The organism is Pontibacter mucosus (genome assembly GCF_003054055.1).
In the GTDB taxonomy this organism is placed as follows: Bacteria; Bacteroidota; Bacteroidia; order Cytophagales; family Hymenobacteraceae; genus Pontibacter; species Pontibacter mucosus.
In genome coordinates this window covers 65339-88376 of sequence record NZ_QBKI01000012.1, presented here as the reverse complement: position 1 = coordinate 88376, position 23038 = coordinate 65339, and the positions used below count along the sequence as shown (strand labels likewise).

The window sequence follows — 23038 nt, the reverse complement described above, 5'->3', positions numbered from 1 at the left end:
TATGTTGTCAACTAAAAGTCCCACCAAAGAAGAACTGGCCGCCGCCTCCGGAAAAAACGTTCCTGATATCATCGTGCCAGGCCTTAAAGTAATATTTTGCGGTATCAACCCGGGTTTATACACGGCCCTGAAGGGCCATCACTTTGCCCGACCCGGCAACCGCTTCTGGCCCACGCTTTATGCAGCCGGCTTCACACCCGAGAAGTACCAGCCGCACCAGGAGGAGGATTTGCTGCAGCTCGGCTACGGCATTACTAACATTGTAGGCAGGGCTACGGCCAATGCTGCTGATCTGAGCAAGACAGAGTTGATAGAAGGGGGGATAGAGCTCGTGGAGAAAATGATTTTGTACCAGCCGCAGGTACTGGCGCTGCTGGGCCTATCTGCCTACCGCGTGGCCTTTGGCAAGCCAACCGCAGAAATCGGGCTGCAGGAACAAACGATAGGCCAAACCAAACTCTGGGTGCTGCCAAACCCCAGCGGCCTGAACGCGCACTTCCCGCCCAAAAAGCTTGCCCTGGTTTATGGGGAGTTGCGCCGTTACGTGGAGCAACTGGAATCCTGATTATCAGGAATACCTATACCTGCCTGAACCAGAAAAGCATGCCAACCCAAACGAGCAGGAGCTGAGACAGGCGCTTAGTCCGGTGGCTGTCCCAAAGTCTAATCCTGGAGCAGGTTGTTTATACTTTTTGGGACAGCCTATTTTTTATAAGGGTGAATCTTCCCGTCATCATCTACCAGGTAGGCTTTGTCAGCCTCGTCGAGTATTGCCTCTTTGCTATCAGAGTAGGCCTCCACGATTTGAGGTTTTTGATCCTTAAAATGCTTTATGATGCGGCGTAGTTTTTCTTCCTCCTTGCAGGCCTCGCCAATTACCTTGTAGGTGCCGTCCTCATACGTTACCTGCGTGCCCGCAAAACCATCTACCGGAAAAAGGTCGAACAGGGGCTTTACGTAAAGCTCCAGCCCGCCAGTGGCACAGAAAAGCTGCACGCCTTCCTTTCTCATTTTCTCAAAGTAGACCTTCAGTTCCTGGTTAAAGTTCTCCGGGTACTCCTTGGCCCAGAACTCTTTGGCCAGTTTTTCTACCTTCTCGGGCGGCAGTTCGTCGAGGTAATTGAAGAAGTTCTCCTTAAACTCGGTCTGGCGTATCTGGTGCAGCTTTTTCAGCAGTTTGTAGTAGGCCATCTCAAAAGCAAAGAGGATGCGCTTCGGCTGCTTGCTAACGACAAACTTATAGAACTCATCCTTGGAGCTCTTGTTGTAAAACGTGCCGTTCAGGTCGAACACGATAAGCCTGACTTCTTTTTCCTCACTTTTTGCCACTGTGCTTTTTGCTGGTGATGCTGTAGGTATACGCGCAAAAGCAGCAACTTGCCTGTACAATCCGGTGATTTAAGAGGAGCAGGCGTGGTTTAAGAAACATTTTATATTAATCGTATTTCGATAGTTTTTTTATCGGTATCAATGTCAATCCAGCTCATAGAGTTTTCACTTGGAATGGTTTCGGCCAATTCATATCCTTTTTGCAAATTATTCAATGCTTTTTCCCCGAACCTGATTGTCATTGTATACTCACCTTGTCCGTCTCTACCTATCCACGCTTTTGTTTCCACTTTATGGGTCTTCCTTAACTCTGCTTCATTTATTGGTTCGCACAATACCCCATCACACCAGAAACCTTTCAAATCTGTTCTGTCGCTGTTTTTAAAAGTACGCCCCAAATGAAATTCCAATTCTGTACAGAAATCTTCATTGAAAGGAGTGTTCGCCATATTTTCCATGTATAATTGAGCTTGCACCTAACAGAAGTATAAAGTATCACTAAAAGTATAAGTCCCGCCTGTCAGTAGCAAGCAGGACTTATACTCCCGCTTACTCTTTGTTTTTCCGAAGCACCTTTCCCAGCCGTGTTTCAGCGTAGGCCTCTTCTTCCTTGGCTGGTTTTCCTCCAATCAGCACATACCGGAAGCCGCTGGCCAGTTGCGCTGGCTTTTCGTAGGTGGCGTTTTCCTTCACTTCGGATGGGTTAAAGATGAGGATGTCGGCTTTGTAGCCGGGCTTGAGCAGGCCACGCTGCTGTAAACCGATGGTTTCGGCAGGCAGACCGGTCATTTTGCGCACCGCCTCCTGCAGCGTCAGCACCTTTTTCCCGTTCACGTAGGTCTCAATGATTTTGGCGAAGGAGCCATAGCCCCTGGGGTGATGCATACTTGGGCTGCCGTCCGACCCTATCATCACGTACGGATCCAGCAGCAGTTGTTCCTGCAACTCCTCGTTCATGATAAAGTAGGCCCCGCTGGCACCGTACGGCCCGATGTTGTCCACCAGCACATCCTCGAACGGCTTGTTAAGCTCCTTGGCAATCTGCGCCAGGTTTTTACCAGTATAACGCCCCGAGCCAATCAGCGTGGCCTCCGGTCCGTTGCGCTGCATCACCCTGTTGCGGAGGTAGGTCCTCAATTCCTCCTTGCGGGTTCTCAGCACCTCCTTGTAATCATGCGGTGACTTGGCCCAATCCGGGAAAAGAATGGCGATGCCGGTGAAGCTGGCCGTGTAAGGGTAGAAGTCGGCCGTGACCTTGGTGCCGCTTTGGCGGGCGCTGTCGAGCACCTGCAGCACCTGCTTTGCCCGCTCCCTGCCTTTACCATACACTACCTTAATATGCGACACGTGCACCGGACAGTATTGCCCTTGTACTAGCAACTCACGTATCGACTCCTCCACCAGGGAGTCGTCTTCGTTGCGCATGTGGCTCATCACCAGGCCATTTTTGGAGCCAACCACTTTGGCCAGCCGGTTCAGCTCCTCGCTGGTGGCATAGTAGCCGGGGTTATACTCCAGACCGGTGGTCAGGCCGTAGCAGCCGGCGTCCATGGCGTCGGCCACCAGGTCTTCCATCGCCTTCATATACTCCTCGGCCGGCTGTTTCTCATACATGGCCCCCGAAAGCACGCGCAGCGAGTTGTGGCCGGCAAACATGGCGATGTTCACGCCGGGCCGGGCGGCATCGACCGAGTCCATCCAGGCGCTCATGTCCTTGTTGTTGTGGCTAAAGCCGTCCTGGCCGAGGCTGATGGTCGTAACGCCCATGGCCAGAAAGTTTTTGAATTCCGGCTCTTTCAGCGGATCGCCGTGGGCGTGTGTATCGATAAAGCCGGGTGTGACCACCATACTGGTGGCATCAATCGTTTTCAGGGCTTTGTACACAAAGGCCGTGTCTTTGTCAATCAGGGCGATGGTGTCGGCACCCACCAGGATGTTGGCGGTATAGGGCTCTGAGCCGGTGCCATCCACCACAGAAGCGTTCCGGATCAGCAGATCGTAGGTTAGCTGCCGGGCTTTATTCTCCTGTTCCTGCTGGCCGGTGCCCTGGCAGGAGGTGAAAATGGCCGCTGCTACGAGCGGATAAAAGAGCTTTGTGAAGGGTTTATACTTTGCCATAGAGGGTGTTTATACTTCGTTGCAGCCGGGAGTGGCTATACGTTTACCAGCCATACGCGCTTTTAGCTACAAAAGGAAGTTTAAGTTACGCAGAAGTATGGCAGGAAAGCAATATTTATACTTGGCGCACGCTAAAAGGCGGTCAAATCTGAGATGTGCAAGCAAAGTTCAAGTGAATTGACAGCATCTGGTGCAGGTGCTGCTGAAGTAAAGCGTCACTAAATCAGCCAATCTTTCCTAATCAGCGTATGAAAATAAATTGTGTTATAATATTAAATAATTAGATAAATTTTACACAGATAGTTGGATTACGGCTTATGGACCACATCAAGCAACTTGACAGCATCCGGGCGATGGCCGTGCTGCTCGTCATTATTACGCATTGGTTTCCGGAAGGCCACTGGCTTAATAGCTACACAAGCGTCTTTAATGGTGTTGATATTTTCTTTGTGCTGAGTGGATTTTTAATAACAACCATTCTGCTGTTACACAGAAACGAAGCCGAACGCATTGGCACGAGCAAGCTGACAGTTTTTAGGAATTTCTTTACCCGAAGAGCCCTGCGCATTTTCCCAATATACTACCTCACCCTTGCAGTTTTATACTTGCTTGGCCCGCTAACAGAATCGGGTATCCGGGATAATTACCTTTATTTCTTTACCTATACTTCCAACTTATACTTTTTTGAGCAACAGCAATGGGATGGCATGCTGTCCCATCTTTGGTCGTTGGCTGTGGAGGAGCAGTTTTACCTGGTTTGGCCATGGGTGATGCTGTATCTGAACAAACCATACTTGCTGCCATTTATCGTCATTTCTATACTTATAGGCATTACCAGCCAGCTTTTCCTGCTAAACCAGGACTTCGGCGATATCCTCACGTTTGCCTGCTTTGATGCATTCGGATTGGGTGCACTGCTAGCCTGGGTAAGAGTTTACCAGCCATCATTACTGCCAAAACTATTCAAGTACTCCCTGGCGCTGGCACTGCTTTGCTTTGCCTTGCAGATTTCAAGGGTTATGGGCCAGAGCAGCTATCTGGTTCTGCCTTCCCGGACACTCACAGCTGTCTGTACGCTAAGCGTGATTGCGGGCATCATATTATATAAAGACAGGCAGTTGCCAGTCCTCAGCAAGGTCTTAGGAAATTCCTCTTTGCTGTTTATCGGCAAAATCAGCTACGGTTTTTATTTGTACCATCTGATGATTCCCTACTTCTCTTATGAACTCCTGGGCAGGGTTAATGCTTACTTCTGGCCATTGGGTAGCGAGCTATTTATCTTTTACCTCGTGCGACTCGAGAATTTCTGCCTGCTCATTTTGCTGTCCGCTTTGTCCTGGAGGCTGCTTGAGCACCCAATCCTGCGGTTTAAAACCTACTTTGAGTATCAAAATGAGAAATTATATCAGCCTAAAAAGATACTGCTTTAGGGTCAAGTTACAGCCTGGCTTAAAAGGCGATGAAATCCGGGTTGTATAAATCCTCCTTGTTATAGGTTAACTCCTGCTGCAGATCCGCCTGGTAGATGCCCCGGTTCAGGGCGTTCAGCAGGGCGTGAGCGGCGGCGGTGTCCCATTCCATGGTAGGGGCGAAGCGGGGGTAGAGGTCGGCCTTGCCTTCGGCCAAGAGCATAAACTTAAGCGAGCTGCCCATGCTGCTGGTACTGGCTTCGGGGAAGCGACGTATAAACTCCTCCGTTTTGGGGCTTAAATGGGTGCGCGAGGCGACAATCGTCAGCTCCGGCTTCTGTAGAAGCTCTTCCAACGCATAGCGTTTGGGTAAAGGCAGTAACTGCGTTTTCACTCCGTTTTCCTCTTTGTAAACGCCTGTTGCTGCCGAGCCAAAGTATAAACTGCCCGGCACAGGGGCATAAATAAGGCCGGCCACGGGCTTGTTCTGGTGCATCAAAGCGATGTTGACGGTAAACTCTCCGTTGCGCTTCAAGAATTCCTTCGTGCCATCCAGAGGGTCCACGAGCCAGTACCATTCCCATTGCTGCCGCAGCTCATAAGGATGATGCTGCCCTTCCTCTGAAAGTATGGGCAGGCCCGAAATAGCCAGATCCCTGCTGATGACCTCGTGCGCGGCGCGGTCGGCTTTGGTGAGGGGAGAATCATCCAACTTCATACTTACATCGAACGCACCGGAAGTATAAACTTGCATGATGACGGCTCCGGCCTCCAGTGCGGCTGCGCGGGCTATCTGCAGCAGATCGGTTATACTTAGTGTAACGTTCACAAGAATCTGATTTAAGGGGTGTGAGAAAGTATACGTTATAAGCCTGGCAATGATCTGCTATCGCTGCTGATACAGCCCCTCCTCCTGGAAGAATCAGGCAGATGCTGGTACTACATGGCCGCTTTCATGCGCTGCTGCAGCCGCAGTTGCGGTTCTACAAAAGTAATCAGTTTATCCAGCGAGGCGTCTATACTTTCTTTATCGGTTCTGATGGTCAGGTCGGGGTGGGGCGGTACTTCGTAAGGGGCGCTGATGCCGGTGAAGTTTGCGATAAGGCCTGCCCGTGCTTTGGCGTAGAGGCCTTTGGTGTCGCGCTGCTCGCATACCTGCAGGGGGCAACTGATGTATACTTCTGTAAACCTATCAGGCCCTACAATCTGCCTGGCCAGCTCCCTTTCCTCGGCATAAGGCGAGATGAAGGCGCAAATCACCACCATCCCCGCGTCCAGCAGGAGCCTGCTCACCTCGGCCACCCGGCGGATGTTCTCCTTCCTGTCCTGCTCGCTAAAGCCCAGGTCGCGGCACAGGCCGTTTCGGATGTTGTCGCCGTCGAGCAGGTATACTTTGTAGCCCTGGTGAAACAGGTGATGCTCCAGGCGCAGCGCCAGCGTGCTCTTGCCTGAGCCGGAGAGGCCGGTGAGCCACACCAGCTGCGGCTCCTGCTGCATGCGTTGCCTACGTTGTTCGGGGCATACTTTGGATTTAAAGGGATAGATGTTTTTCATAGCTTTCGTCGGGTAAGGGTTGCGCAAAGTATAAATAACGCTACTTCTGCCACCTTGTACGGCAATTAGCTGCCTGAAGCCGTATAGCAGCCTGACCCTATGCTTTAAAATCTTTTATACTATGAAAATACTGCAGGGCGGAGCCCCGAAGTGCGGCAATCTTTGGCTTTACCAGATCATCCAGCAGGTGCTCGAACGAAGCGGCCAGCCTGCTTCCAGTTTTATCCAGCGGCAGCCAATCTACGAGATCGCCAAAACCTGGGAACTCAACTACCCCACCCAGGCCAGCATCGACGTGCTGGACATCACCGACCTGCAGTACAGCTACCGCATCAGCAGCATCTTCCGGATGCCCGTGGAAAGTATAAAAGACTACGTGGCGCAGACCGACCACGTCTGGACACATTCGCCGGTTTGCAAGCGCAGCGGCGAGTTGTTTAGCCTGTTTGATAAGAAAGTATACATTGTGCGCGACCCCCGCGACCGCGCCATCTCGGCCTCAAAATATTATACTTCGGATTACATGCTCAAGTATTACCCGCAGGAGGAAACCGACCCGAAACGCTACCTGGAGAAGCACTTCGATGCGCTGCTGCTGGAATGGGTTTGGCATGTATACGACCACCTGCGCTACAGCCGGGAGCACCACATTCACATTGCGTTTTACGAGGGCTTTTTGCTGGACTTTCAGCAGGAGCTGGGCCGCCTGCTCGATTACCTGGAGGTGACCTTGAGCGAGCAGGAGCGGGCGGATCTGCAGCACGCCATGAGCTTTGCCACCATGAAAAGCAAAAACCCGAAGCACCTGAAAAAGGGGCAATCGGGCTACTGGATGGGCCAGCTGACGGAGAAGCAGGCGGAGCAGGCCGACATTATTGCCGGTCCGCTGATTCGTTTGCTGGGCTACCCGGCTTGCAAAGGGCAGCCCATGAGTTACCGCACCGAGCCGCCCCACCAGGATTTCGAAGCGTTGAAACAGGAGCTAATTGCCTCGCAGCAGCCACTATACCAGGAGTAGTTACCACACCCCCAACTGCCGCCCGATGGTTTTCAGCTGACCGATGTGATAGCCGGTGTGGTGCAGTGTGGTCATGGCGGCCCAGGAGAGGGTTTTGCCGTTTGGCTGCACGGCAAACAAATCTGTCGCTGGGTTTTTAACCAAGCTGATCATTTCATTCAGTTCCTGCGCATAGGAATCGATGGCCTGGTGCCATTCCTGCTCGCTTTCCGGTGTATGGTTTTCGGGCCAGTGGGCGTCCGGCCATACATCTACATTTTGTTCCGGATGCTTCATAAAGCTCAGGAGCGTCTGCTGCCGTGCCCGGATGTGGCCCAGCAGTATCCAGGCTGAGAAGTGCAGTCCGTCAAGTATAATCCCCGCTTTTCTGTAATCAAATTCCCGCAGCAGAATTACATTAGGCGCAAAGCCTCCTTCCAGCAATTCCACCAGCTGCGCTCTTACCAGACTGTCTGCTTGCTGCGCTGTGTGTATACTTTCGAAATCTGTTTTCATTGATGGTTTATACTTTCAGATCATCCGAAACGGGAGCAGGAGGGGTTGGGTTTATACTTGGCGTTAACTTGAGTTTTACTTTGGCTATGTTTTTATAATCTTTCTGGCGCAAGTCTTCAGACTTGTGTCTTACAATGATGTCGAGTCTCTGACTCGACTGGCTTGAAAAGCCATGCTTTATACTTTGGCTATACCGCTGTTTCGGACATCCTTGTCCGGAACCACTGCTGCTGCGGATTTCCAAATCCGCGTAAATTATACTTGCCGGCTTATACTTACCTAGCCGCTGCTTCCTTCCACTTGACACAGGCTTTCCTTACTAGCTGCCGCTTATCCTCCAGCCCCACTTACCTATTGTTTCACCTCCAATTTTCTGCCCTCCCAGGCCGGGAGGCCTCGCCTTCGGGCATCGCGCGGTGTACATTTCCTTTGCTGCCCTTCGGTCGCAATGCCGCCACAGCGGCACCGGAAATCTACAAGGCGCTCAACCCAAAGGCTGGGATAAGGTCGATAGCTGCGGCTAACGGAGCTTCGGCCAAAGTCCCCCTTTGAAGGGGGTAGGGGGATGTTAATCGCTTGTAGAGACAATAGAAGGAAATAAGTGTAAGAGCCACTGCCCTTGCTGTCATCTCGAGTACTCTCGAGGCGGGAGCCGAAGAGAGTACTCGAGATGACAGCGAAAGCAGTAAGTATAATTCCCCTTCTCAGAGGGGTTAGGGTGGGTGTATACTTTGTAGGGCAGTAACTAAGAAGCTTATACTTTGGCACTAGTAACTACAGAGTTCCCCGCCTTAGACAAGGAGGGGCTAGGGGTGGTTGGACCCGGTCCTGCAGAACTCCCTCCCCTGTTTTTAGGGGAGGGCCGGGGTGGGGTTTATATTCGGCTTGGCGGACCTGCCTCTACAACGTACTTTCCCCCGCCACCACATTCTTCAGGTACCAGCCCTTTTCATCTACAACAGGGGCAGTTTTAGAAGTGACTTCCACGGGCTTATTACTTAACTCCAGGCGTTGGGTGCCGGAGTCGGTTCTTACCTCCATGGGCAGGGTAAAATTGATGTTGGGGATGCGGATGGTATAGCTGTTCCCGGACGTTTGCTCTATGACCACCTCCGGCACCTCGGTGGTGCGTAAGTATAAATCGAAGAAAGGCTTGATGTCGCGGCCGGTTTCCTTGGTGAAAAACTCCTGGAAGTCTTCGGTTTTTACCTGGTTCTCATAGGTATAAGCCGGATCCAGGATGAACTTTTTGAGGGTGCGGAAGAACACCTCATCGCCGAGCATATAGCGGAGCGAGTGCATAATGTAGGCTCCCTTGGAGTAAATCTCGCCATGGTAGGCCTCGTCCGAGTCCACATCGTTCTCGCGCATGATGACGGGGTTGCGGTTGGGGATGTTTTTGGCAATCAGCTTGACGTGCCGCAGGTAGGCTTCGTGACCGGCATGCTCCTCCACGAAAAGCCAGTCTCCGTAGGTAGTCAGGCCTTCCTGTATCCAGAAATCGGCCCAGTCTTTTACGCTCACTTTGTTTCCCCACCACTCGTGGCCCAGCTCGTGGTGCAGCAGGTGGTCATAGGGCGCGTCGCCAACTCTTGTGAAGCGGAATTTATTACCATAGGCGTTGATGGTCTGGTGCTCCATGCCCAGGTAAGGCGTCTCCACAATGCCTACTTTCTCCTTCCGGAAAGGGTACTCGCCAAAGTATTTCTCCTGCGTCTTCAGGCTGATTTCCAGTATATTCATCAGCTCCGGTGCCTTGGCCGCATTTTGCTTGAGCAGGTAGATGACCATGGGCACCGTGTTGCCTTCCACAGTCATATAATCGCGGCGGGTGATTTCAAAATCGCCCACCGTAAAGTTGATGCCGTAGTTGTTGATGGTGTAATCCGTCTTCCAGTGGTAGGTGATCTGGTTTCCTTTTTTCTTCTCCGACACCAGCAGTCCGTTGGCCGCTACCTGGTAGGGGGCAGGCACCGAGATAAACTGCTCCACGCCCTCATCGGGTTCATCAGAAGGGTGGTCCTTGCAAGGCATAAAAATCTTGGCGCCCTCGTTTTGTGAAGAAAGCCCGATCCAGTGCTTGCCGTTGCCGTCTTTGGTAAACGTGAAGCCACCCTGCCAGGGCGGATTGACAGCTTCGGGAGGGGTACCGGCATAGTCCACCGTCACCGTCAGGCGCTGGCCGGGTTGGTAGGTTTTCTTCAGCTCCACATCCAGCAGGTCGGTGCTTCGGGTATAGGTTGCTTTTTTGCCATCCACCTTCACGCCGCTTACCTTGTAGGCGTCAATTAAATTCAGCCTGATTTTATCGGTCGGGGCCACCAGTTCCACCACAGCATCCACCGAGCCACCGATTTTCCGTTCCTCAGGCGATACACTTAGCCGAAGGGTATAATGCTTCACATCGAACGCCGCCTGCGCCGGGTCCAGTGGTCCGCCCCAGGTCCAGTTTTGCTCCTGTGCCTGCGCAGCGGTAAGGCAAAGCGCGGTAAAAAGGGAAAGGAAAAAGTGTTTCTTCATCAGGTGGCTTCCAGTTTTTACTTACTACGCGGTCCGGTGCCAGATCAATAGATCAGGTACTGCTGGCGCACCTTCCGGAAATGCGCCAGGTCCTTGTCCCACTGTTTTACGATTTCCAGCGGCGAAAGTCCGGCCTGCAGTTGCTCGCGTACTTTAGGCGTGCCCCACAGTTTATCCATGCGGCCCTCGCGCCACTCCAACTGCTCCGGGTACAGGGTTTTCAGGGCGTGCAGGATGTAGACCCCGGCCTTTGCCGACTCAAAGGCATTGCGGTCGGTTACCACCATTTCAGCGCCAGAGCACTGCTCTCCCATAAACTTGGGAGGCCAGATTTTGATGCCGTCCACGATGCTATCCGGCACAAAGGAAACCGGTCGGAACGTCACACCCTTCAGGTTATAGCTGTTGAGTTGGGCTGACAGTTTTTGTCCGTCTATCCAGGTGGCGCCAATGCGCTCGAAGGGATGCAGCGTGCCACGGGCTTCGGAAACATTAGTGCCTTCCAGCAGGCAGGTGGCCGGGTAAACAGCTGCGGTTGTGAGCGTCAGCATGTTGGGTGAAGGCTTTACCCAGGGCAGTTGCGTGTCGTCGTACCACTGCTGGCGGCTGTAGTGCTGCATCGGGATGACCGTGAGTTTTGCCTGTGGCAACTTGCGCCTGGCGCGTTCGCCGTTAAACATCCTGGCCAGTTCGCCCACCGTCATGCCATGCACCACGGGCAGTTGTCCCACGCCGCTTACAGGCTCCCCTGGCTCACCGCCAATCGGGCCGTCCACATACACGGCACCGATGGCATTGGGCCTGTCCAGAATAATATAGGGCTTCCCATGCTCAGCGGCAGCCTCCAGCACGTGGTTCATGGTAGCGATATAAGTATAAAAACGCGCCCCGATGTCCTGTATGTCGAATATCAGCACGTCCACGTTTTGCAGCATCTCGGCCGTTGGCTTGCGCGTCTTGCCATACAGCGATACCACCGGCAGCCCGGTCTTAGCGTCGGTGCCGCTGGCGACATGTGTATCCTGATCCCCGCGGATGCCGTGCTCCGGCCCGAACAGGGTGGTCAGCTTCACGTCCTTGCGGGTATGCAGCACGTCTACCAGGTGGCGGCCGTCGGGCAGCAGGCCGGTGTGGTTGGTGACCAGCCCGATGCGTTTGCCTTTTATCAGAGGTAAAAACTCTTTCGTGAGCAGGCGCTCGGCACCAATCACAACACGTGGGGCTGCTGCAGGGGCTGCAAAAGCGGTGCTGAGGCCAAGTACCAGCCAAAGCAACAGGAGAGGGCGTAGGTGTTTCATCGGGTTAATATAGCGTTTTCGGTATTAGTCTCAAAACCGCTCTTTCGCAGCGCTACAGGCTCTAAAAGCAAACGTAACATCGTATAACCTATAAAGTAGCGTGTAGCGGTAAACCGACTGCACCAAGTAGCGTTCCCAACCCGAAACGAAAGTATAAAGTATGGCAGTACAACCAGAACCTGAAACGTCGCAGACTCTCCCGGCCAGCATGCGGGCCATGGTGCTGGATTGGCCCGGCGAGCCGCTGAAGTATAAAACAGTTCCGGTGCCGGAGCCCGCGCCCGGGCAAGTGCTTATCAAAGTAAGTGCCTGCGGCGTGTGCCGTACCGACCTGCACATCCTCGACGGCGAGCTGGACAAACCGAAGCTCCCACTCATCATGGGCCACGAAATAGTGGGGACTGTGGTAAGCACGGGCCCTAACGTGACTATGGTGAAGAAAGGCGATATAGTTGGAGTGCCGTGGCTGGGTTATACTTGCGGCAGGTGCAGCTACTGCCTGAAAGGAAAAGAAAACCTCTGTGAAAATGCCGCTTTTACCGGGTACACCCTGGATGGCGGCTATGCTGAGTATACGGTTGCCGATGAACGCTACTGCTTTAAATTGTCGGGAGAGGTAACTCCGGCAACGGCTCCGTTGCTCTGTGCCGGGCTCATCGGTTACCGTTCTTACAGTATGATTGGGGAACACGTGGAGAAGCTGGGCATTTACGGGTTCGGGGCCGCGGCGCACATCCTCATTCAGGTGGCGGTTTTTGAGGGAAAGAAAGTATACGCCTTTACGCGAAAGGGTGATGTGGAAGCACAGGCGTTTGCCCGTAGCCTTGGTGCCGTTTGGGCGGGGGATTCTTCTCAGCCTGCACCACAGCCGCTGGATGCCGCTATCATTTTTGCCCCGGTCGGAGCGTTGGTACCCAAGGCCCTGCAGGACGTGGACAAGGGCGGCGTGGTGGTGTGCGGGGGCATCCATATGAGCGATATCCCGGCCTTTCCGTACCGCATACTTTGGGAAGAGCGGGTGCTGCGCTCGGTGGCCAACCTAACCCGCGGCGACGGCGCAAGATTCCTGCCATTAGCGGCTCAGGTGCCAGTGCAGACCGAAGTACAACTGTACCCGCTGCTGCAGGCCAATGAGGCGCTGGAGGATTTAAGGCAGGGCAGGGTGAGGGGAGCCGCTGTACTGGTGCCTTAAAAGTATAATCTTAAAAGTATAAATCAGGTGCGGGTATGCCGGGATCAGGTATGGTGGCTGAAAAGCCCCATGAGTTCTCCGGTTCCGATAATGTGGTTTTCCATCTGTGCCAGCACATCGTCCCGTGTGCTGGCCGGGGGCAGGGACAAGCGCGTGTCCAGAGCGTATAGCCTGAAAAAATAGCGGTGTGTACCGATAGGGGGGCAGGGGCCGCCATACTTTGCCTCGCCAAAATCATTCATGCCTACGGTGCCGGGTGTGCTGTTTTCTTCAATCGTATGCAGGAGGGGCATGTCGTACACCAGCCAGTGGGTCCAGTTTCCGCTGGGGGCGTCGGGGTCGTTTACATGCAGTACAAGGCTTTGGGTGCCTTCCGGGAAATCGCCAATCTCCAGCGGCGGGTTTACATCCTCCCCATCACAGGTGTACCTTTCGGGGATGGTGTCGCCGGCGCTGAAGGCGGGGCTGCTTAGCTTCAGGTTCTCGATAACTTTGGTTTCCATGATGATAGATGTAGTCAAATTGATACTCCCCTTATACGAGAACGGGTATAAAAAAATCCGATGCCGCACCCCTATACTGTAAAGGCATACAGCACCTGGGTACAACATCGGATTGACTGGTGGGAATGCTTATTTTTTGGCTAATTCCGCCAGCAGTTCGTAGGAGCGGAGCCGCGCCTGGTGCTCGTAAATGTGCGAGGCAAACATCAGCTCATCCACCTGTGTTTCGGCCAGGAAAGCCTCTATCTCTTCTTTTACCGTGGCCGGCGAACCGGTAAACGTGTAGCGCAGCATTTGGTGCACGGCATACTTCTCGTTCTGGCTCCACAGTTCTTCCATGCTATCCACGGGCGGTTGCTGCGGGTTGGCCGTACCGCGTATCACGTTCAGGAAAGACTGGTAAAGCGTGGTGGCCAGTTTCTCTGCCTCGGCGTCCGTCTCGGCTACCACGCCGTTCACGCAGGCGATGGCGTAGGGCTCCTTCAGGTGCTCCGATGGCTGGAAGGTGTCGCGGTAGATTTTGAGGGCGGCCTGCAGGGCAGCCGGCGCAAAGTGGCTGGCAAAGGCAAAGGGCAGCCCGAGCATGGCGGCCAGCTGCGCGCTGTAGGTGCTGGAGCCCAGCAGCCAGATGGGCACCTCCAGGCCCTGGCCAGGTATGGCGCGTACCTTGGCTTCGGGGTCTACGGGGCCCAGGTAGTACTGCAACTCCTGCACGTTTTTCGGGAAATCGTCCACGTCGCCACGCAGGTCGCGGCGCAGGGCCATGGCCGTCAGGCCGTCTGTGCCGGGTGCGCGTCCGAGTCCCAAATCTATGCGGCCAGGGTAAAGCGACTCCAGCGTGCCAAACTGCTCGGCCACCACCAGCGGCGCGTGGTTGGGCAGCATAATGCCCCCGGAGCCTACGCGTATACTTTTGGTGCTGCCGGCAATGTGCCCGATAAGGACCACAGTGGCAGAACTGGCGATGCCCGGCATGTTGTGGTGCTCGGCCAGCCAGTAGCGTTTGTATCCCAAGCCTTCCACGTGGCGGGCCAGGTCAGCGCTGGCTTTAAAGGCATCAGAGGCGGTTTTGCCTTCCTGTATCGGCACCAAGTCCAGCACAGACAAGGCAATATCAGACAACGTCTTGTTGTTACTGCTCATATATCACTTCGGTTATTACGGTACAAGTATAAAAAAGCAGCCCGGACACATGTGCCTGGGGCTGCTTTTTTATTAAGACACGTAAGTACCGTGTTTTGTTTTCAGAAATCAAAAAGCCAATACCTGACTACGGGCTGGCTGCTGCTTATTTCTTTTCCGGAATGGTCCAGAAGTAGATCTTGGCGCCGTCTACCTCGATGGTTTTCTCCGGCTCCCAGTCGCCCATGTCGAAGGCGTGGGACACGATGCGGGTGCCGGGCTTGAGCTGTTCCATCAGAATAGGGCGGAGCTTCATGTTCACAGCAGGCAGCAGGTACAAGGTTACCACGGTGGCCTCACTGACGTCAGCCTCAAACAGGTCGCCCTCTATAAAGCGCACCTTGTCGGTAACACCTGCCTCACGGGCATTCTTGTTGGCCTCCGCAATACGCTCCGGGTTGATGTCGATGCCTGTGCCGGTGGCACCAAAGTTTTTGGCGGCGGTAATCACAATGCGCCCGTCGCCACAGCCCAGGTCATAGATCACGTCATTTTTCTTTACATCCGCTATTTTCAGCATGGCATCCACCACTGCCTGGCGGGTAGGAACATACGGCACATCGGGTGTGCGCTTCATGGTGGCGGTTTCCTGGGCATGTACCAGTACAGTAGCGCACAGCAGGGCCAGCATCGTAAACAGAGTGTTTGTAAGAATTCTCATAGGCTTGCTTTTAAAGTATGATTATGGGTTAAGGAAAAAAGCAATATATAAAAGGTGCCGTAGCTGTGATTTATGCGTCAGGGTAGTAAGCAGTTGCAGTGGCAGGTGCCGGTAATTTTACGTCATACTTCTACGGATGGCGCAAGGCTACAGTTGTAGCATCCACTATCGGCTTATTCACCGCTTACGCGCTTGTTCAGGCCTGGCAGGGCCAGCAGCAGGAGCACCCCTACCAACAGCACCGCCACACCCACCAGCGCACCCAGGCCCGTGTACATCAGGCTGGAGTACAACAGGTAAGCGCTCGTCAGGCAGAAGATGAGAGGAGTAAGGGGGTAGAGTGGCACACTGAAAGGGCGGGGCCGGTCCGGCTCCTTGCGCCGCAGCACAAATAGCGAGATGCCCACCAGCAGCAGGAAAAACCAGAAAACCGGAGCCGTATACTCCACAATCGTTTCAAAGCCGTTCCGGGTCAGGTAGCCCAGGCCCACCAGCGCCAGCGAAATGGCGCCCTGCACCAGAAAAGCGTTTACCGGTGAGGACGTTTTCTCGTTCCACTTGCCCAGGAAGCTGAAGAACGGCACGTCGCGGCCCAATGCGTAGTTGGTGCGGGCACCCGTAAAAATGGTGGCGTTAGCCGAGGTCAGTGCCGCCAGTGCCACTATCAGGCCGATGAGTACCAGCCCGCCCTCCCCGAAAACCACCCGCACCAGGTCGCCTGCCACGGCATCCGAGGACGCCATGCCACCCATGCCCAGCACGTTCAGGTAGGCAAGGTTTATGAGCACGTAAATGGCCGTGATAATGACGATGCTCAGGATCATCACGCTGGCCATACCCTTGCGGCCGGTGCGCAGTTCTGCAGAAATGTAAGCGGCCTCGTTCCATCCCCCGAAAGTGAGCAGCACAAACACCATGGCCAGGCCCATGGAGGTTGTACCTGTGTGAGGCGTGGCGGGGCTGGCAGCTGCGGCTTCAGGAACAAAAATCAGGCCCGCCGCAATCACGATCAGGATGCCCAGTATTTCCAGGGCCGTCAGCAGTTTCTGCGTGCCTGCGCCCATACTTACGCCCATAATGTTAATCCCGGTCAGCACTATCACCACCAGCGCCGCATACAGCACCGACGATAACTCCCCGATGCTGAAAATCTGGGCCAGGTAATCGCCGATGATAAAGGAGAGCAGGGCAATCGAACCGGTTTGAATGACGCTCATGCGGGCCCAGGCAAAGAGAAAGGCCGGTTTCCTGCCGAAGGCACGGGTCAGGAAGTGGTAGTCGCCGCCGGCGTTGGGGAAGGTAGTGGTGAGTTCGGCATAGCAAAGCGCCCCTATCAGCGACACCAGCCCGCCCAGCAGCCAGACTCCTATGAACATCAACCCGCTTTCGGTATTGGCTGCCACCAGGGAAGGGGTCCGGAAGATGCCTGCCCCGACCACAATGCCTACTATAACGGCGATGGCGTCTAACCTGCCAAGCGCAGGCCTTGGGGCTGCCTCTGTTTCAGAAGTCGGTTTGGGCGCAGCATAGCTTGGCGACACATCGGTGGCATTTGTTGTACCTGCCGGTACATCCCTGTAGTCTTCCATAGGCTTGTGGTTTAAGGCACGCTGAGGCTAACCAGGGACGTTTACCCCGGTTAGTTGCTTTTGTACGATAAAGATTTGATAATAGCGCAGTTAGGCGCCTTTTTTATCCAATCTTTAGCCCATACGCATGTAGCTGGGGAAGGTATACATAGGCAAAGGCGTAGAACCATGTGCTCTTCAAGCTTTTGCCCAGCTCATTACCGCCCAAAACCATTGTAAAGAGCCACTCGTTACCAAATAGGTTCAGCGAGCCTGTCCTGCCCGGCACTGAAGTATAAATCTATGTGAGGGTTGGTTATCCCGCGCAAGTATAAACGTAGCATTAACTGCACATGAGGAACACCGCTTCTGTTTTTCTGGCTGCCCTGCTGGCCGCGATGCTGGCCGTGGCTGGCTTCTGGTTTGTAAGTACGAGGCTTAGCAACGGGCAGGAGCAGCCGCTGGTTTTAAGCAGCACGAGTGCCCGCACAATTTCATCGGCCGGCTATCCTGACTTTGTAGAGGCCGCCTCGCTGGTAACGCCTGCCATTGTGCACGTGAAGACAACCTATGCCGCTTCTGCCTCCGGCCGCTCCTACCTGGACTTGTTTGGCTTGCCGCAATCACCTGCGCCGGCAACCGGCTCCGGCTCGGGCGTACTTCTTACCGCTGACGGCTACATCGCCACCAACAACCACGTGGTGGAGAACGCCTCGGGTATAGAAGTGGTGCTGCCGGACAAGCGCAGCTTCGAGGCAAAGCTCATAGGCGTGGACCCCAGCACCGACCTGGCCCTGCTAAAGGTGGAGGGGAAGGAACTGCCCTTCGTTTCCCTGGGCAACTCCGACAGTGTGCAGGTGGGGGAGTGGGTGCTGGCGGTGGGCTACCCGCTGTCGCTTAGCTCCACGGTTACGGCAGGCATTATCAGCGCCAAGGGCCGCAGCATCGGCATCCTCAACCAACCCAGCCAGGGCGGCTTTGCCGATCCACAGCAGGCAGGAAACACTGCCATCGAGTCTTTTCTGCAAACCGATGCCGCCATCAATCCCGGCAACAGCGGCGGGGCGCTCATAAATGCCAGCGGACAGCTTATTGGCATCAATACGGCCATTGCCTCACAAACAGGAAGCTATGCCGGCTACGGCTTTGCGATTCCGGTGAACCTGATGCAGAAGGTGGTGGATGACCTGCGCAAGCACGGAGAGGTAAAACGTGGTTACCTGGGCGTCAGTTTCCCGGCGCCTGCCGTGGAAGACCAAATCCTGAAGGAGCGCGGCATCGATCCGGCCACCGTGAACGGGGTCTACATCATGGGCGTGCAGCCAAACAGTGCCGCCGCCGCTGCCGGCCTGCAGGAAGGGGACATCATCCAAAGTATAGATGGCGTTAATGTGGGCTCTTCGGCAGGGCTGTCGGAGCGGATTGCGCGGCAGTATCCCGGCGACAAGCTGGACGTGACGTACCTGCGCGACGGCCGTTCCCGCACCACCAGCGTGGTGCTGAAAGGGGATGAGGAGGCATTGGCCGGAAAAGAGGAGGGAACTTCTGGACTACAGGCCAAGCTCGGGGCAGCCTTTGAACCGGTGCCCGATCAGGTGAAGCAACGCTACGGCCTGCGCTCGGGTGTGTATGTAACGGAAGTGCAGCGAGGAGGATTTTTCGACATGGCCGGTATTCCGCGCGGCACCATCATTACCAGCGTGAACGGCAGGCGCGTAAACAGCGTGGCCGACATGGACCGCGCCATCAACTCCTCCCGCAGCGGTACGGTGCGCCTGAACGGCATTACGCCCGATGGCTCCAGCTTTGTTATCAGCATACCACTAAGCGCGTAAAGTATAAAGTGGCGGGATGTGGCCTTGTGCCGGGTGGGTATACTTCTCTGGAAAGCGGGACAATAGCAGTCGGAGCCACTAATGGTGGATTTTTATACGTTGATTGGGGAGCTTTAACGGAGAACGGAATGGGCGACGATACTTCTTTGCTGACCCTTTTCCTGTGTGGCGACGCGATGACCGGGCGTGGCCTGGACCAGGTGCTGCCTGTATCCGTGGACCCACAACTTTATGAAGCCTATGTGCACGACGCTCGCGACTACGTGCGCTTAGCCGAGCGGAAGAACGGGGAAATCAGCAAGCCGGTAGCTTATACTTACCCCTGGGGCGACGCGCTGGAAGTATGGGATCAAGTAAAACCACAGGCCCGTATCATCAACCTCGAGACAAGCATCACCACGCACCCGCAGCCCTGGCCCGGCAAGCAGGTACAGTACCGCATGCACCCGGCCAATGTAGCAGTGCTTACCGCCGCAAGTATAAACATCGCCACCCTGGCCAACAACCATACCCTGGACTGGGGCCGCCCCGGGTTAGCGGAAACTCTGCAAGTGCTGCACCAGGCCGGGATAAGTACGGCGGGAGCGGGGTGCAACCTGGAGGAGGCGCAGCAACCGGCGGTGCTGCCGCTGCCACAGGGGCGGGTCATCGTGCTGGCCTATGGCTCTCCGGGCAGTGGCGTTTTCGCGGAATGGGCTGCCAACCCTGCCAAACCCGGAATAAATTTTTTATCTGACCTCAGCCAAAGCACCCTGCAAAGTATAACTACGTATCTTAAAAGTATAAAAAAGCCAGGCGATGTGGTAATCTTCTCCGTGCACTGGGGCGGTAACTGGGGCTATGATGTTCCGGCCGCTCACCGGGAGTTTGCGCACCGGCTTATCGAAGAGGCAGGCGTGGATGTGGTGTTCGGGAACTCGTCGCACCATCCCCTGGGCCTGGAAATATACTTGGGCAAGTTGATTGTGTACGGGGCCGGCGATTTTATAAACGATTACGAAGGGATTGCAGGGCACGAACCCTTCCGTAGCGACCTGTCGCTGATGTATTTCCCGGTGCTGGAGCCAGCTACCGGCCGGCTGGTATCGCTGCGGATGGTGCCGCTGCAAATCCGGCAGTTCCGGCTGCAGTATGCCAGCGAAGAAGACACTGCGTGGCTGGCCCAGGTGCTGCACCGGGAAAGTATACCCTATGGAACTGCTGTGAAGAGGCAGGGGAATGATTTGGTGCTGGAGTTTTAGTTTGGGGAGGATGTCGCCTATGAGAGTATGAATAAACTAACGTACCTGCCGCAAGCGGCCAACAAGTGTCTGAAAGTGGAGGCTGATACGCCGGAGGAGTTGTTTCTGGGAGCTTTGCAGGGGATGGCCAACCTGCTGAAGGAAGGGAGCTGCGGAGGAAATATCCCCAGCCAGCTCATCCACAAAATAAGCATCTGCTCTGCAGACCTTACGTCCCTGCTCATGGATTTCCTCTGCCAGACCCTGAACCTGTGCCACAACTACAGCGCCGTTTTCTGCAAGCTAAGTATAGACCAGCTCGAAAGTACAAGTATAGACGGGTGCCTGTACGGGCATTACGTGGAGGAATTCAGCCACGAAATTAAATCTGTCACAAGCCCGGAAGGAACTGTGCAGCAGCCAGAAACCGGTACCTGGCAAACCGAGCTTGTTTTTGGGCTTTAGCGCATGACTCTATACTTTCCCGGAAGGAACTGTGCAGCAGCCAGAAACCGGTACCTGGCAAACCGAGCTTGTTTTTGGGCTTTAGCGCATGACTCTATACTTTAAAGAAGGGGCGTAAGTGTCGAAAGTATACTTGGGCAGAAGCAAAACCTAGATGTTTTACTTTATAACCTGAGTTGCGATTAACCTACCCCTAACCCCTCCAAGGAGGGGCATCATATGACACTTGCAGGAATTCCCCTCCTCTGGACTAACCAAAACGCGAGTTTTGAGTTAGCGAGCGTAGCTCTAAGGGGAGGAGTTACATTTTCACACCGATATAAATCGCATCTTGGGTTTTATACTTTCAGGTATGGATATAACATTCTTCAGCTCCAAAGTATACGACAGGCAGTATTTCGAAAGCGGGAACAAGCGTTTTCAGCACAGGCTCACGTTTCTGGAGGCACCGCTGAACGAGCGTACCGTCGTCATGACCGGTGGAGCCGAGGCAGTTTGCATCTTTGTGAACGACACAGCCAGTGCGCAGGTGCTGCAGCAGCTGGCGGCGGGAGGCACTAAACTGGTGGCCCTGCGCTGTGCCGGTTTTAACAACGTAAACCTGAAATCCGCCGCAGAGCTGGGGCTGAAAGTGGTGCGCGTGCCGGCCTACTCGCCTTATGCAGTGGCTGAGCATACGGTGGCACTTATCCTTACCCTGAACCGCAAAACCCACCGCGCCTACAACCGCGTGCGCGAAGGCAATTTCGCCCTCACCGGCCTGATGGGCTTCGACCTGCACGGCAGAACGGTGGGGCTTATTGGCCTGGGTAAAATTGGCCTGGTGACCGCCCGCATTCTGAAGGGCTTTGGCTGCCAGGTGCTGGGCAACGATGTACGGGAGAGCGAGGAAGCGAAAGCCATCGGGGTAATCTATACTTCGCTGGACGAGCTTTACCAGCAATCCGACATTATCTCGCTCCATTGCCCGCTCACGCCGCAAACGTACCACCTGATAAACGAGGCCTCCATCTCCCGGATGAAGGAAGGCGTGATGCTGATCAACACCAGCAGAGGCGCTATCATCAATGCCAAAGCTGTCATAAAAGGACTGAAAAGCGGGAAGATAAAATACCTGGGCCTGGATGTGTACGAGGAGGAGGCAGACCTGTTTTTCGAGGATCTGTCGGATAAGGTGATACAGGATGACGTGTTTATGCGCCTGCTCTCCTTTAACAACGTGCTCATCACCGGCCACCAGGCATTTTTTACGACGGATGCCATGCAAAGTATAGCGCAGACGACGCTGCAGAACATCACGGACTTTGAGCAGGGTAACGTACTGGCAAATGAGGTGCTACCCTGATGCTACTACAACAGCAGCGTGTCGATGCGGTGGGCATGCACCAAATACTTGCTCTGCGACCAGGCAAAAATCGTGAAGCTGCCATCCTGAGAGGCAACCAGGGCTATCGCATCGCGCTGGTCGTGTACGAACTGAGCCGCGGAGAGGTGCCGCATGCCCCCATGCTGCGAAGGATGTATGGTTTGAGGCTGGCTGCCGACAACTGGCTCGGTAAAGAGTATCTGCTCGATGGGATCGTAATCTATACGCCGGCCTATTTTCACCCCGAAAGCAAGCAGTTCATAAGCATCGGTGAGCAGGGTGGCGCCGTCGATGGCGGTGAGACCGGCGATGCTGGATACCTCCCGCCGGAGTGCCTCGCGCCAGCGGCTACGCTTTTTTATCTGCTCGTCCTGCTTCATCAGCTCCGCAAAACCACTGAAGGCAGGCTCCACGGCGTACTTGAGCGGATAAACAACGGACTGCTGCCAGGCAGTGGTGCCCGCTGGCACCACCAGCAGGGTACCGCCCCGGTGGTGCATTTGCATGGAGACAGCTAATTGTATAAGTATGTTGGAGTGGCGGTCCGGGGAGTTGAACCCGAGCAGCGAGGTGAGCAGCTCCGGGCAGTCGGGAAGGTGGGCGCTGCTTTCATCTACCAGCTTTATCTGGTCACCTTTCAGCACGGCCACGTTGGCAAATTTACCCAGGCTGTTGGCCCGTTTATACTTTACCACCAGCAGGCCCGGCTCGGGCACGTCTACAATAAAGCAGTTGCTGGGAATGGCGTGCGTAATGCCCCACACGTATAACTCTCCTTTGTCGTGCCACACGCCCAGGTGTATGCCCGGGCGCTCCACGCCGGGCGCAATCTTAGTCAGTGCCTCCGCTTTCAGGGGCATGCGATGACCAAATAAAACCGGTTGCTCCACATCCGCAGGAGACAGAAAAGCCAGGGAAATCTTAGGTGCCAGCCCCTCCTCCCGCCGCAAACTCGCCCAGAAGGCACTGTCGATGATCGCCTCTATTACCTCCCGGGAAGGGGCAGGTATCTTTTGCACCTCCCCCTGCTCACTGGAGGCGATTTTGCGGGCGAAGTACGCTTCTACCGCAGGGGCCACCGTGCGCGCAGCCTGGTAAGTAGCCTTGTGCTGTAGGGAGATAGGGGAAGCAGGGTATTGCATGGCAGCGAATGTATAGATGAAGGAACGGTACAACTATACGCATTTATACTTTAACAGGCTATCCTTAATTTTTATACTTCAAAGCCCCGCTGCCTCCGGTTTAAAGTATGAAACCCATTGCTTACCTTCACGTTCCGAGCAAACTATTCCACAACCTTAACCA

The 23038-nt window shown here is 54.6% G+C and carries 22 protein-coding genes; 8 read left to right on the top strand and 14 right to left on the bottom strand.

All coding sequences use genetic code 11. The features are described 5' to 3' along the window. The first annotated feature begins 1 nt into the window (after position 1). Complete coding sequence (gene mug / locus C8N40_RS19805; protein ID WP_108213545.1) at positions 2 to 565, top strand: G/U mismatch-specific DNA glycosylase; 564 nt, start codon at positions 2 to 4, stop codon at positions 563 to 565. Positions 566 to 702: 137 nt separating this feature from the next. Here the strand turns inward: mug and C8N40_RS19800 are convergent, their stop codons facing one another. The 3 genes from C8N40_RS19800 to C8N40_RS19790 all read right to left on the bottom strand — a co-directional run bounded on the left by C8N40_RS19800 (position 703) and on the right by C8N40_RS19790 (position 3447). Beyond that, positions 703 to 1329, bottom strand: a complete 627-nt coding sequence (locus tag C8N40_RS19800) for an HAD family hydrolase (RefSeq protein WP_108213544.1) — start codon at positions 1327 to 1329, stop codon at positions 703 to 705. 101 nt (positions 1330 to 1430) lie between these two features. Further along, a complete protein-coding gene (locus C8N40_RS19795; protein WP_146173610.1) occupies positions 1431 to 1805 on the bottom strand; it encodes a hypothetical protein in 375 nt (124 codons plus the stop codon). A 73-nt stretch (positions 1806 to 1878) separates the two neighbouring features. After that, entirely contained in the window at positions 1879 to 3447 is a 1569-nt protein-coding gene (locus tag C8N40_RS19790) for an N-acyl-D-amino-acid deacylase family protein (protein WP_108213542.1), read from the bottom strand. Between the two features lie 317 nt (positions 3448 to 3764). Here C8N40_RS19790 and C8N40_RS19785 point away from each other — a divergent pair, with 317 nt between their 5' ends. Next, a complete protein-coding gene (locus C8N40_RS19785; protein ID WP_108213541.1) occupies positions 3765 to 4877 on the top strand; it encodes an acyltransferase family protein in 1113 nt (370 codons plus the stop codon). 19 nt (positions 4878 to 4896) lie between these two features. On the opposite strand, the gene cysQ is transcribed toward C8N40_RS19785, so the two are convergent. Together cysQ and cysC are read right to left on the bottom strand one after the other, a co-directional pair. Next, positions 4897 to 5685, bottom strand: coding sequence for a 3'(2'),5'-bisphosphate nucleotidase CysQ (cysQ, locus tag C8N40_RS19780; protein ID WP_108213540.1), 789 nt, complete (start codon positions 5683 to 5685; stop codon positions 4897 to 4899). A gap of 110 nt (positions 5686 to 5795) precedes the next feature. Further along, positions 5796 to 6410 carry an adenylyl-sulfate kinase gene (cysC, locus tag C8N40_RS19775; protein WP_108213539.1) on the bottom strand — a complete coding sequence of 205 codons (615 nt, stop codon included), beginning with the start codon at positions 6408 to 6410 and terminating at the stop codon, positions 5796 to 5798. A gap of 121 nt (positions 6411 to 6531) precedes the next feature. Here cysC and C8N40_RS19770 point away from each other — a divergent pair, with 121 nt between their 5' ends. Further along, positions 6532 to 7428, top strand: a complete 897-nt coding sequence (locus C8N40_RS19770) for a sulfotransferase domain-containing protein (RefSeq protein ID WP_108213538.1) — start codon at positions 6532 to 6534, stop codon at positions 7426 to 7428. On the opposite strand, the gene C8N40_RS19765 is transcribed toward C8N40_RS19770, so the two are convergent. The 4 genes from C8N40_RS19765 to C8N40_RS19755 all read right to left on the bottom strand — a co-directional run bounded on the left by C8N40_RS19765 (position 7429) and on the right by C8N40_RS19755 (position 11741). Continuing rightward, entirely contained in the window at positions 7429 to 7923 is a 495-nt protein-coding gene (locus C8N40_RS19765) for a hypothetical protein (RefSeq protein ID WP_108213537.1), read from the bottom strand. Positions 7924 to 7930: 7 nt separating this feature from the next. Beyond that, positions 7931 to 8230: a hypothetical protein gene (locus C8N40_RS22490; RefSeq protein WP_146173609.1), complete on the bottom strand. Its 300-nt coding sequence runs from the start codon at positions 8228 to 8230 to the stop codon at positions 7931 to 7933. A gap of 593 nt (positions 8231 to 8823) precedes the next feature. Continuing rightward, the gene (locus C8N40_RS19760) at positions 8824 to 10443 is read right to left on the bottom strand and encodes a M1 family metallopeptidase (protein ID WP_108213536.1); all 1620 of its coding nucleotides are present in this window, start codon (positions 10441 to 10443) and stop codon (positions 8824 to 8826) included. Positions 10444 to 10487: 44 nt separating this feature from the next. After that, a complete protein-coding gene (locus tag C8N40_RS19755; RefSeq protein WP_108213535.1) occupies positions 10488 to 11741 on the bottom strand; it encodes an exo-beta-N-acetylmuramidase NamZ family protein in 1254 nt (417 codons plus the stop codon). Positions 11742 to 11901: 160 nt separating this feature from the next. Between C8N40_RS19755 and C8N40_RS19750 the strand changes: the two genes are divergently transcribed. After that, complete coding sequence (locus C8N40_RS19750) at positions 11902 to 12933, top strand: zinc-dependent alcohol dehydrogenase family protein (RefSeq protein ID WP_211318154.1); 1032 nt, start codon at positions 11902 to 11904, stop codon at positions 12931 to 12933. A 44-nt stretch (positions 12934 to 12977) separates the two neighbouring features. On the opposite strand, the gene C8N40_RS19745 is transcribed toward C8N40_RS19750, so the two are convergent. From C8N40_RS19745 to C8N40_RS19730, 4 genes are all read right to left on the bottom strand, one after another. Then, positions 12978 to 13436: a YbhB/YbcL family Raf kinase inhibitor-like protein gene (locus tag C8N40_RS19745; protein WP_108213534.1), complete on the bottom strand. Its 459-nt coding sequence runs from the start codon at positions 13434 to 13436 to the stop codon at positions 12978 to 12980. Positions 13437 to 13565: 129 nt separating this feature from the next. Further along, positions 13566 to 14579 (bottom strand): LLM class flavin-dependent oxidoreductase, encoded by a 1014-nt coding sequence (locus tag C8N40_RS19740; protein ID WP_108213533.1) that lies wholly within the window; start codon positions 14577 to 14579, stop codon positions 13566 to 13568. Between the two features lie 145 nt (positions 14580 to 14724). Next, entirely contained in the window at positions 14725 to 15279 is a 555-nt protein-coding gene (locus C8N40_RS19735; RefSeq protein ID WP_108213532.1) for an SAM-dependent methyltransferase, read from the bottom strand. A 173-nt stretch (positions 15280 to 15452) separates the two neighbouring features. Further along, positions 15453 to 16868, bottom strand: a complete 1416-nt coding sequence (locus C8N40_RS19730) for an APC family permease (protein WP_108213531.1) — start codon at positions 16866 to 16868, stop codon at positions 15453 to 15455. A 332-nt stretch (positions 16869 to 17200) separates the two neighbouring features. On the opposite strand from C8N40_RS19730, the gene C8N40_RS19725 reads away from it, so the two are divergent. The 4 genes from C8N40_RS19725 to C8N40_RS19710 all read left to right on the top strand — a co-directional run bounded on the left by C8N40_RS19725 (position 17201) and on the right by C8N40_RS19710 (position 21712). Then, entirely contained in the window at positions 17201 to 18682 is a 1482-nt protein-coding gene (locus tag C8N40_RS19725; RefSeq protein ID WP_108213530.1) for a trypsin-like peptidase domain-containing protein, read from the top strand. A gap of 128 nt (positions 18683 to 18810) precedes the next feature. Beyond that, a complete protein-coding gene (locus C8N40_RS19720; RefSeq protein WP_108213529.1) occupies positions 18811 to 19923 on the top strand; it encodes a CapA family protein in 1113 nt (370 codons plus the stop codon). Positions 19924 to 19950: 27 nt separating this feature from the next. After that, entirely contained in the window at positions 19951 to 20367 is a 417-nt protein-coding gene (locus C8N40_RS19715; protein ID WP_108213528.1) for an archease, read from the top strand. A 352-nt stretch (positions 20368 to 20719) separates the two neighbouring features. Then, positions 20720 to 21712: a 2-hydroxyacid dehydrogenase gene (locus C8N40_RS19710; protein ID WP_108213527.1), complete on the top strand. Its 993-nt coding sequence runs from the start codon at positions 20720 to 20722 to the stop codon at positions 21710 to 21712. Positions 21713 to 21717: 5 nt separating this feature from the next. Here C8N40_RS19710 and C8N40_RS19705 read toward each other — a convergent pair whose 3' ends face one another. After that, entirely contained in the window at positions 21718 to 22875 is a 1158-nt protein-coding gene (locus tag C8N40_RS19705; RefSeq protein WP_108213599.1) for a putative sensor domain DACNV-containing protein, read from the bottom strand. Between the last annotated feature and the right edge of the window lie 163 nt (positions 22876 to 23038).

Coding starts and splice junctions, on each gene's coding strand:
- mug (WP_108213545.1), top strand. CDS start 2: ATGTTGTCAACTAAAAGTCCCACCAAAGAAGAACTGGCCGCCGCCTCC.
- C8N40_RS19790 (WP_108213542.1), bottom strand. CDS start 3,447: ATGGCAAAGTATAAACCCTTCACAAAGCTCTTTTATCCGCTCGTAGCA.
- C8N40_RS19785 (WP_108213541.1), top strand. CDS start 3,765: ATGGACCACATCAAGCAACTTGACAGCATCCGGGCGATGGCCGTGCTG.
- cysC (WP_108213539.1), bottom strand. CDS start 6,410: ATGAAAAACATCTATCCCTTTAAATCCAAAGTATGCCCCGAACAACGT.
- C8N40_RS19770 (WP_108213538.1), top strand. CDS start 6,532: ATGAAAATACTGCAGGGCGGAGCCCCGAAGTGCGGCAATCTTTGGCTT.
- C8N40_RS19765 (WP_108213537.1), bottom strand. CDS start 7,923: ATGAAAACAGATTTCGAAAGTATACACACAGCGCAGCAAGCAGACAGT.
- C8N40_RS19760 (WP_108213536.1), bottom strand. CDS start 10,443: ATGAAGAAACACTTTTTCCTTTCCCTTTTTACCGCGCTTTGCCTTACC.
- C8N40_RS19755 (WP_108213535.1), bottom strand. CDS start 11,741: ATGAAACACCTACGCCCTCTCCTGTTGCTTTGGCTGGTACTTGGCCTC.
- C8N40_RS19750 (WP_211318154.1), top strand. CDS start 11,902: ATGGCAGTACAACCAGAACCTGAAACGTCGCAGACTCTCCCGGCCAGC.
- C8N40_RS19745 (WP_108213534.1), bottom strand. CDS start 13,436: ATGGAAACCAAAGTTATCGAGAACCTGAAGCTAAGCAGCCCCGCCTTC.
- C8N40_RS19740 (WP_108213533.1), bottom strand. CDS start 14,579: ATGAGCAGTAACAACAAGACGTTGTCTGATATTGCCTTGTCTGTGCTG.
- C8N40_RS19735 (WP_108213532.1), bottom strand. CDS start 15,279: ATGAGAATTCTTACAAACACTCTGTTTACGATGCTGGCCCTGCTGTGC.
- C8N40_RS19730 (WP_108213531.1), bottom strand. CDS start 16,868: ATGGAAGACTACAGGGATGTACCGGCAGGTACAACAAATGCCACCGAT.
- C8N40_RS19725 (WP_108213530.1), top strand. CDS start 17,201: ATGAGGAACACCGCTTCTGTTTTTCTGGCTGCCCTGCTGGCCGCGATG.
- C8N40_RS19720 (WP_108213529.1), top strand. CDS start 18,811: ATGGGCGACGATACTTCTTTGCTGACCCTTTTCCTGTGTGGCGACGCG.
- C8N40_RS19715 (WP_108213528.1), top strand. CDS start 19,951: ATGAATAAACTAACGTACCTGCCGCAAGCGGCCAACAAGTGTCTGAAA.
- C8N40_RS19710 (WP_108213527.1), top strand. CDS start 20,720: ATGGATATAACATTCTTCAGCTCCAAAGTATACGACAGGCAGTATTTC.
- C8N40_RS19705 (WP_108213599.1), bottom strand. CDS start 22,875: ATGCAATACCCTGCTTCCCCTATCTCCCTACAGCACAAGGCTACTTAC.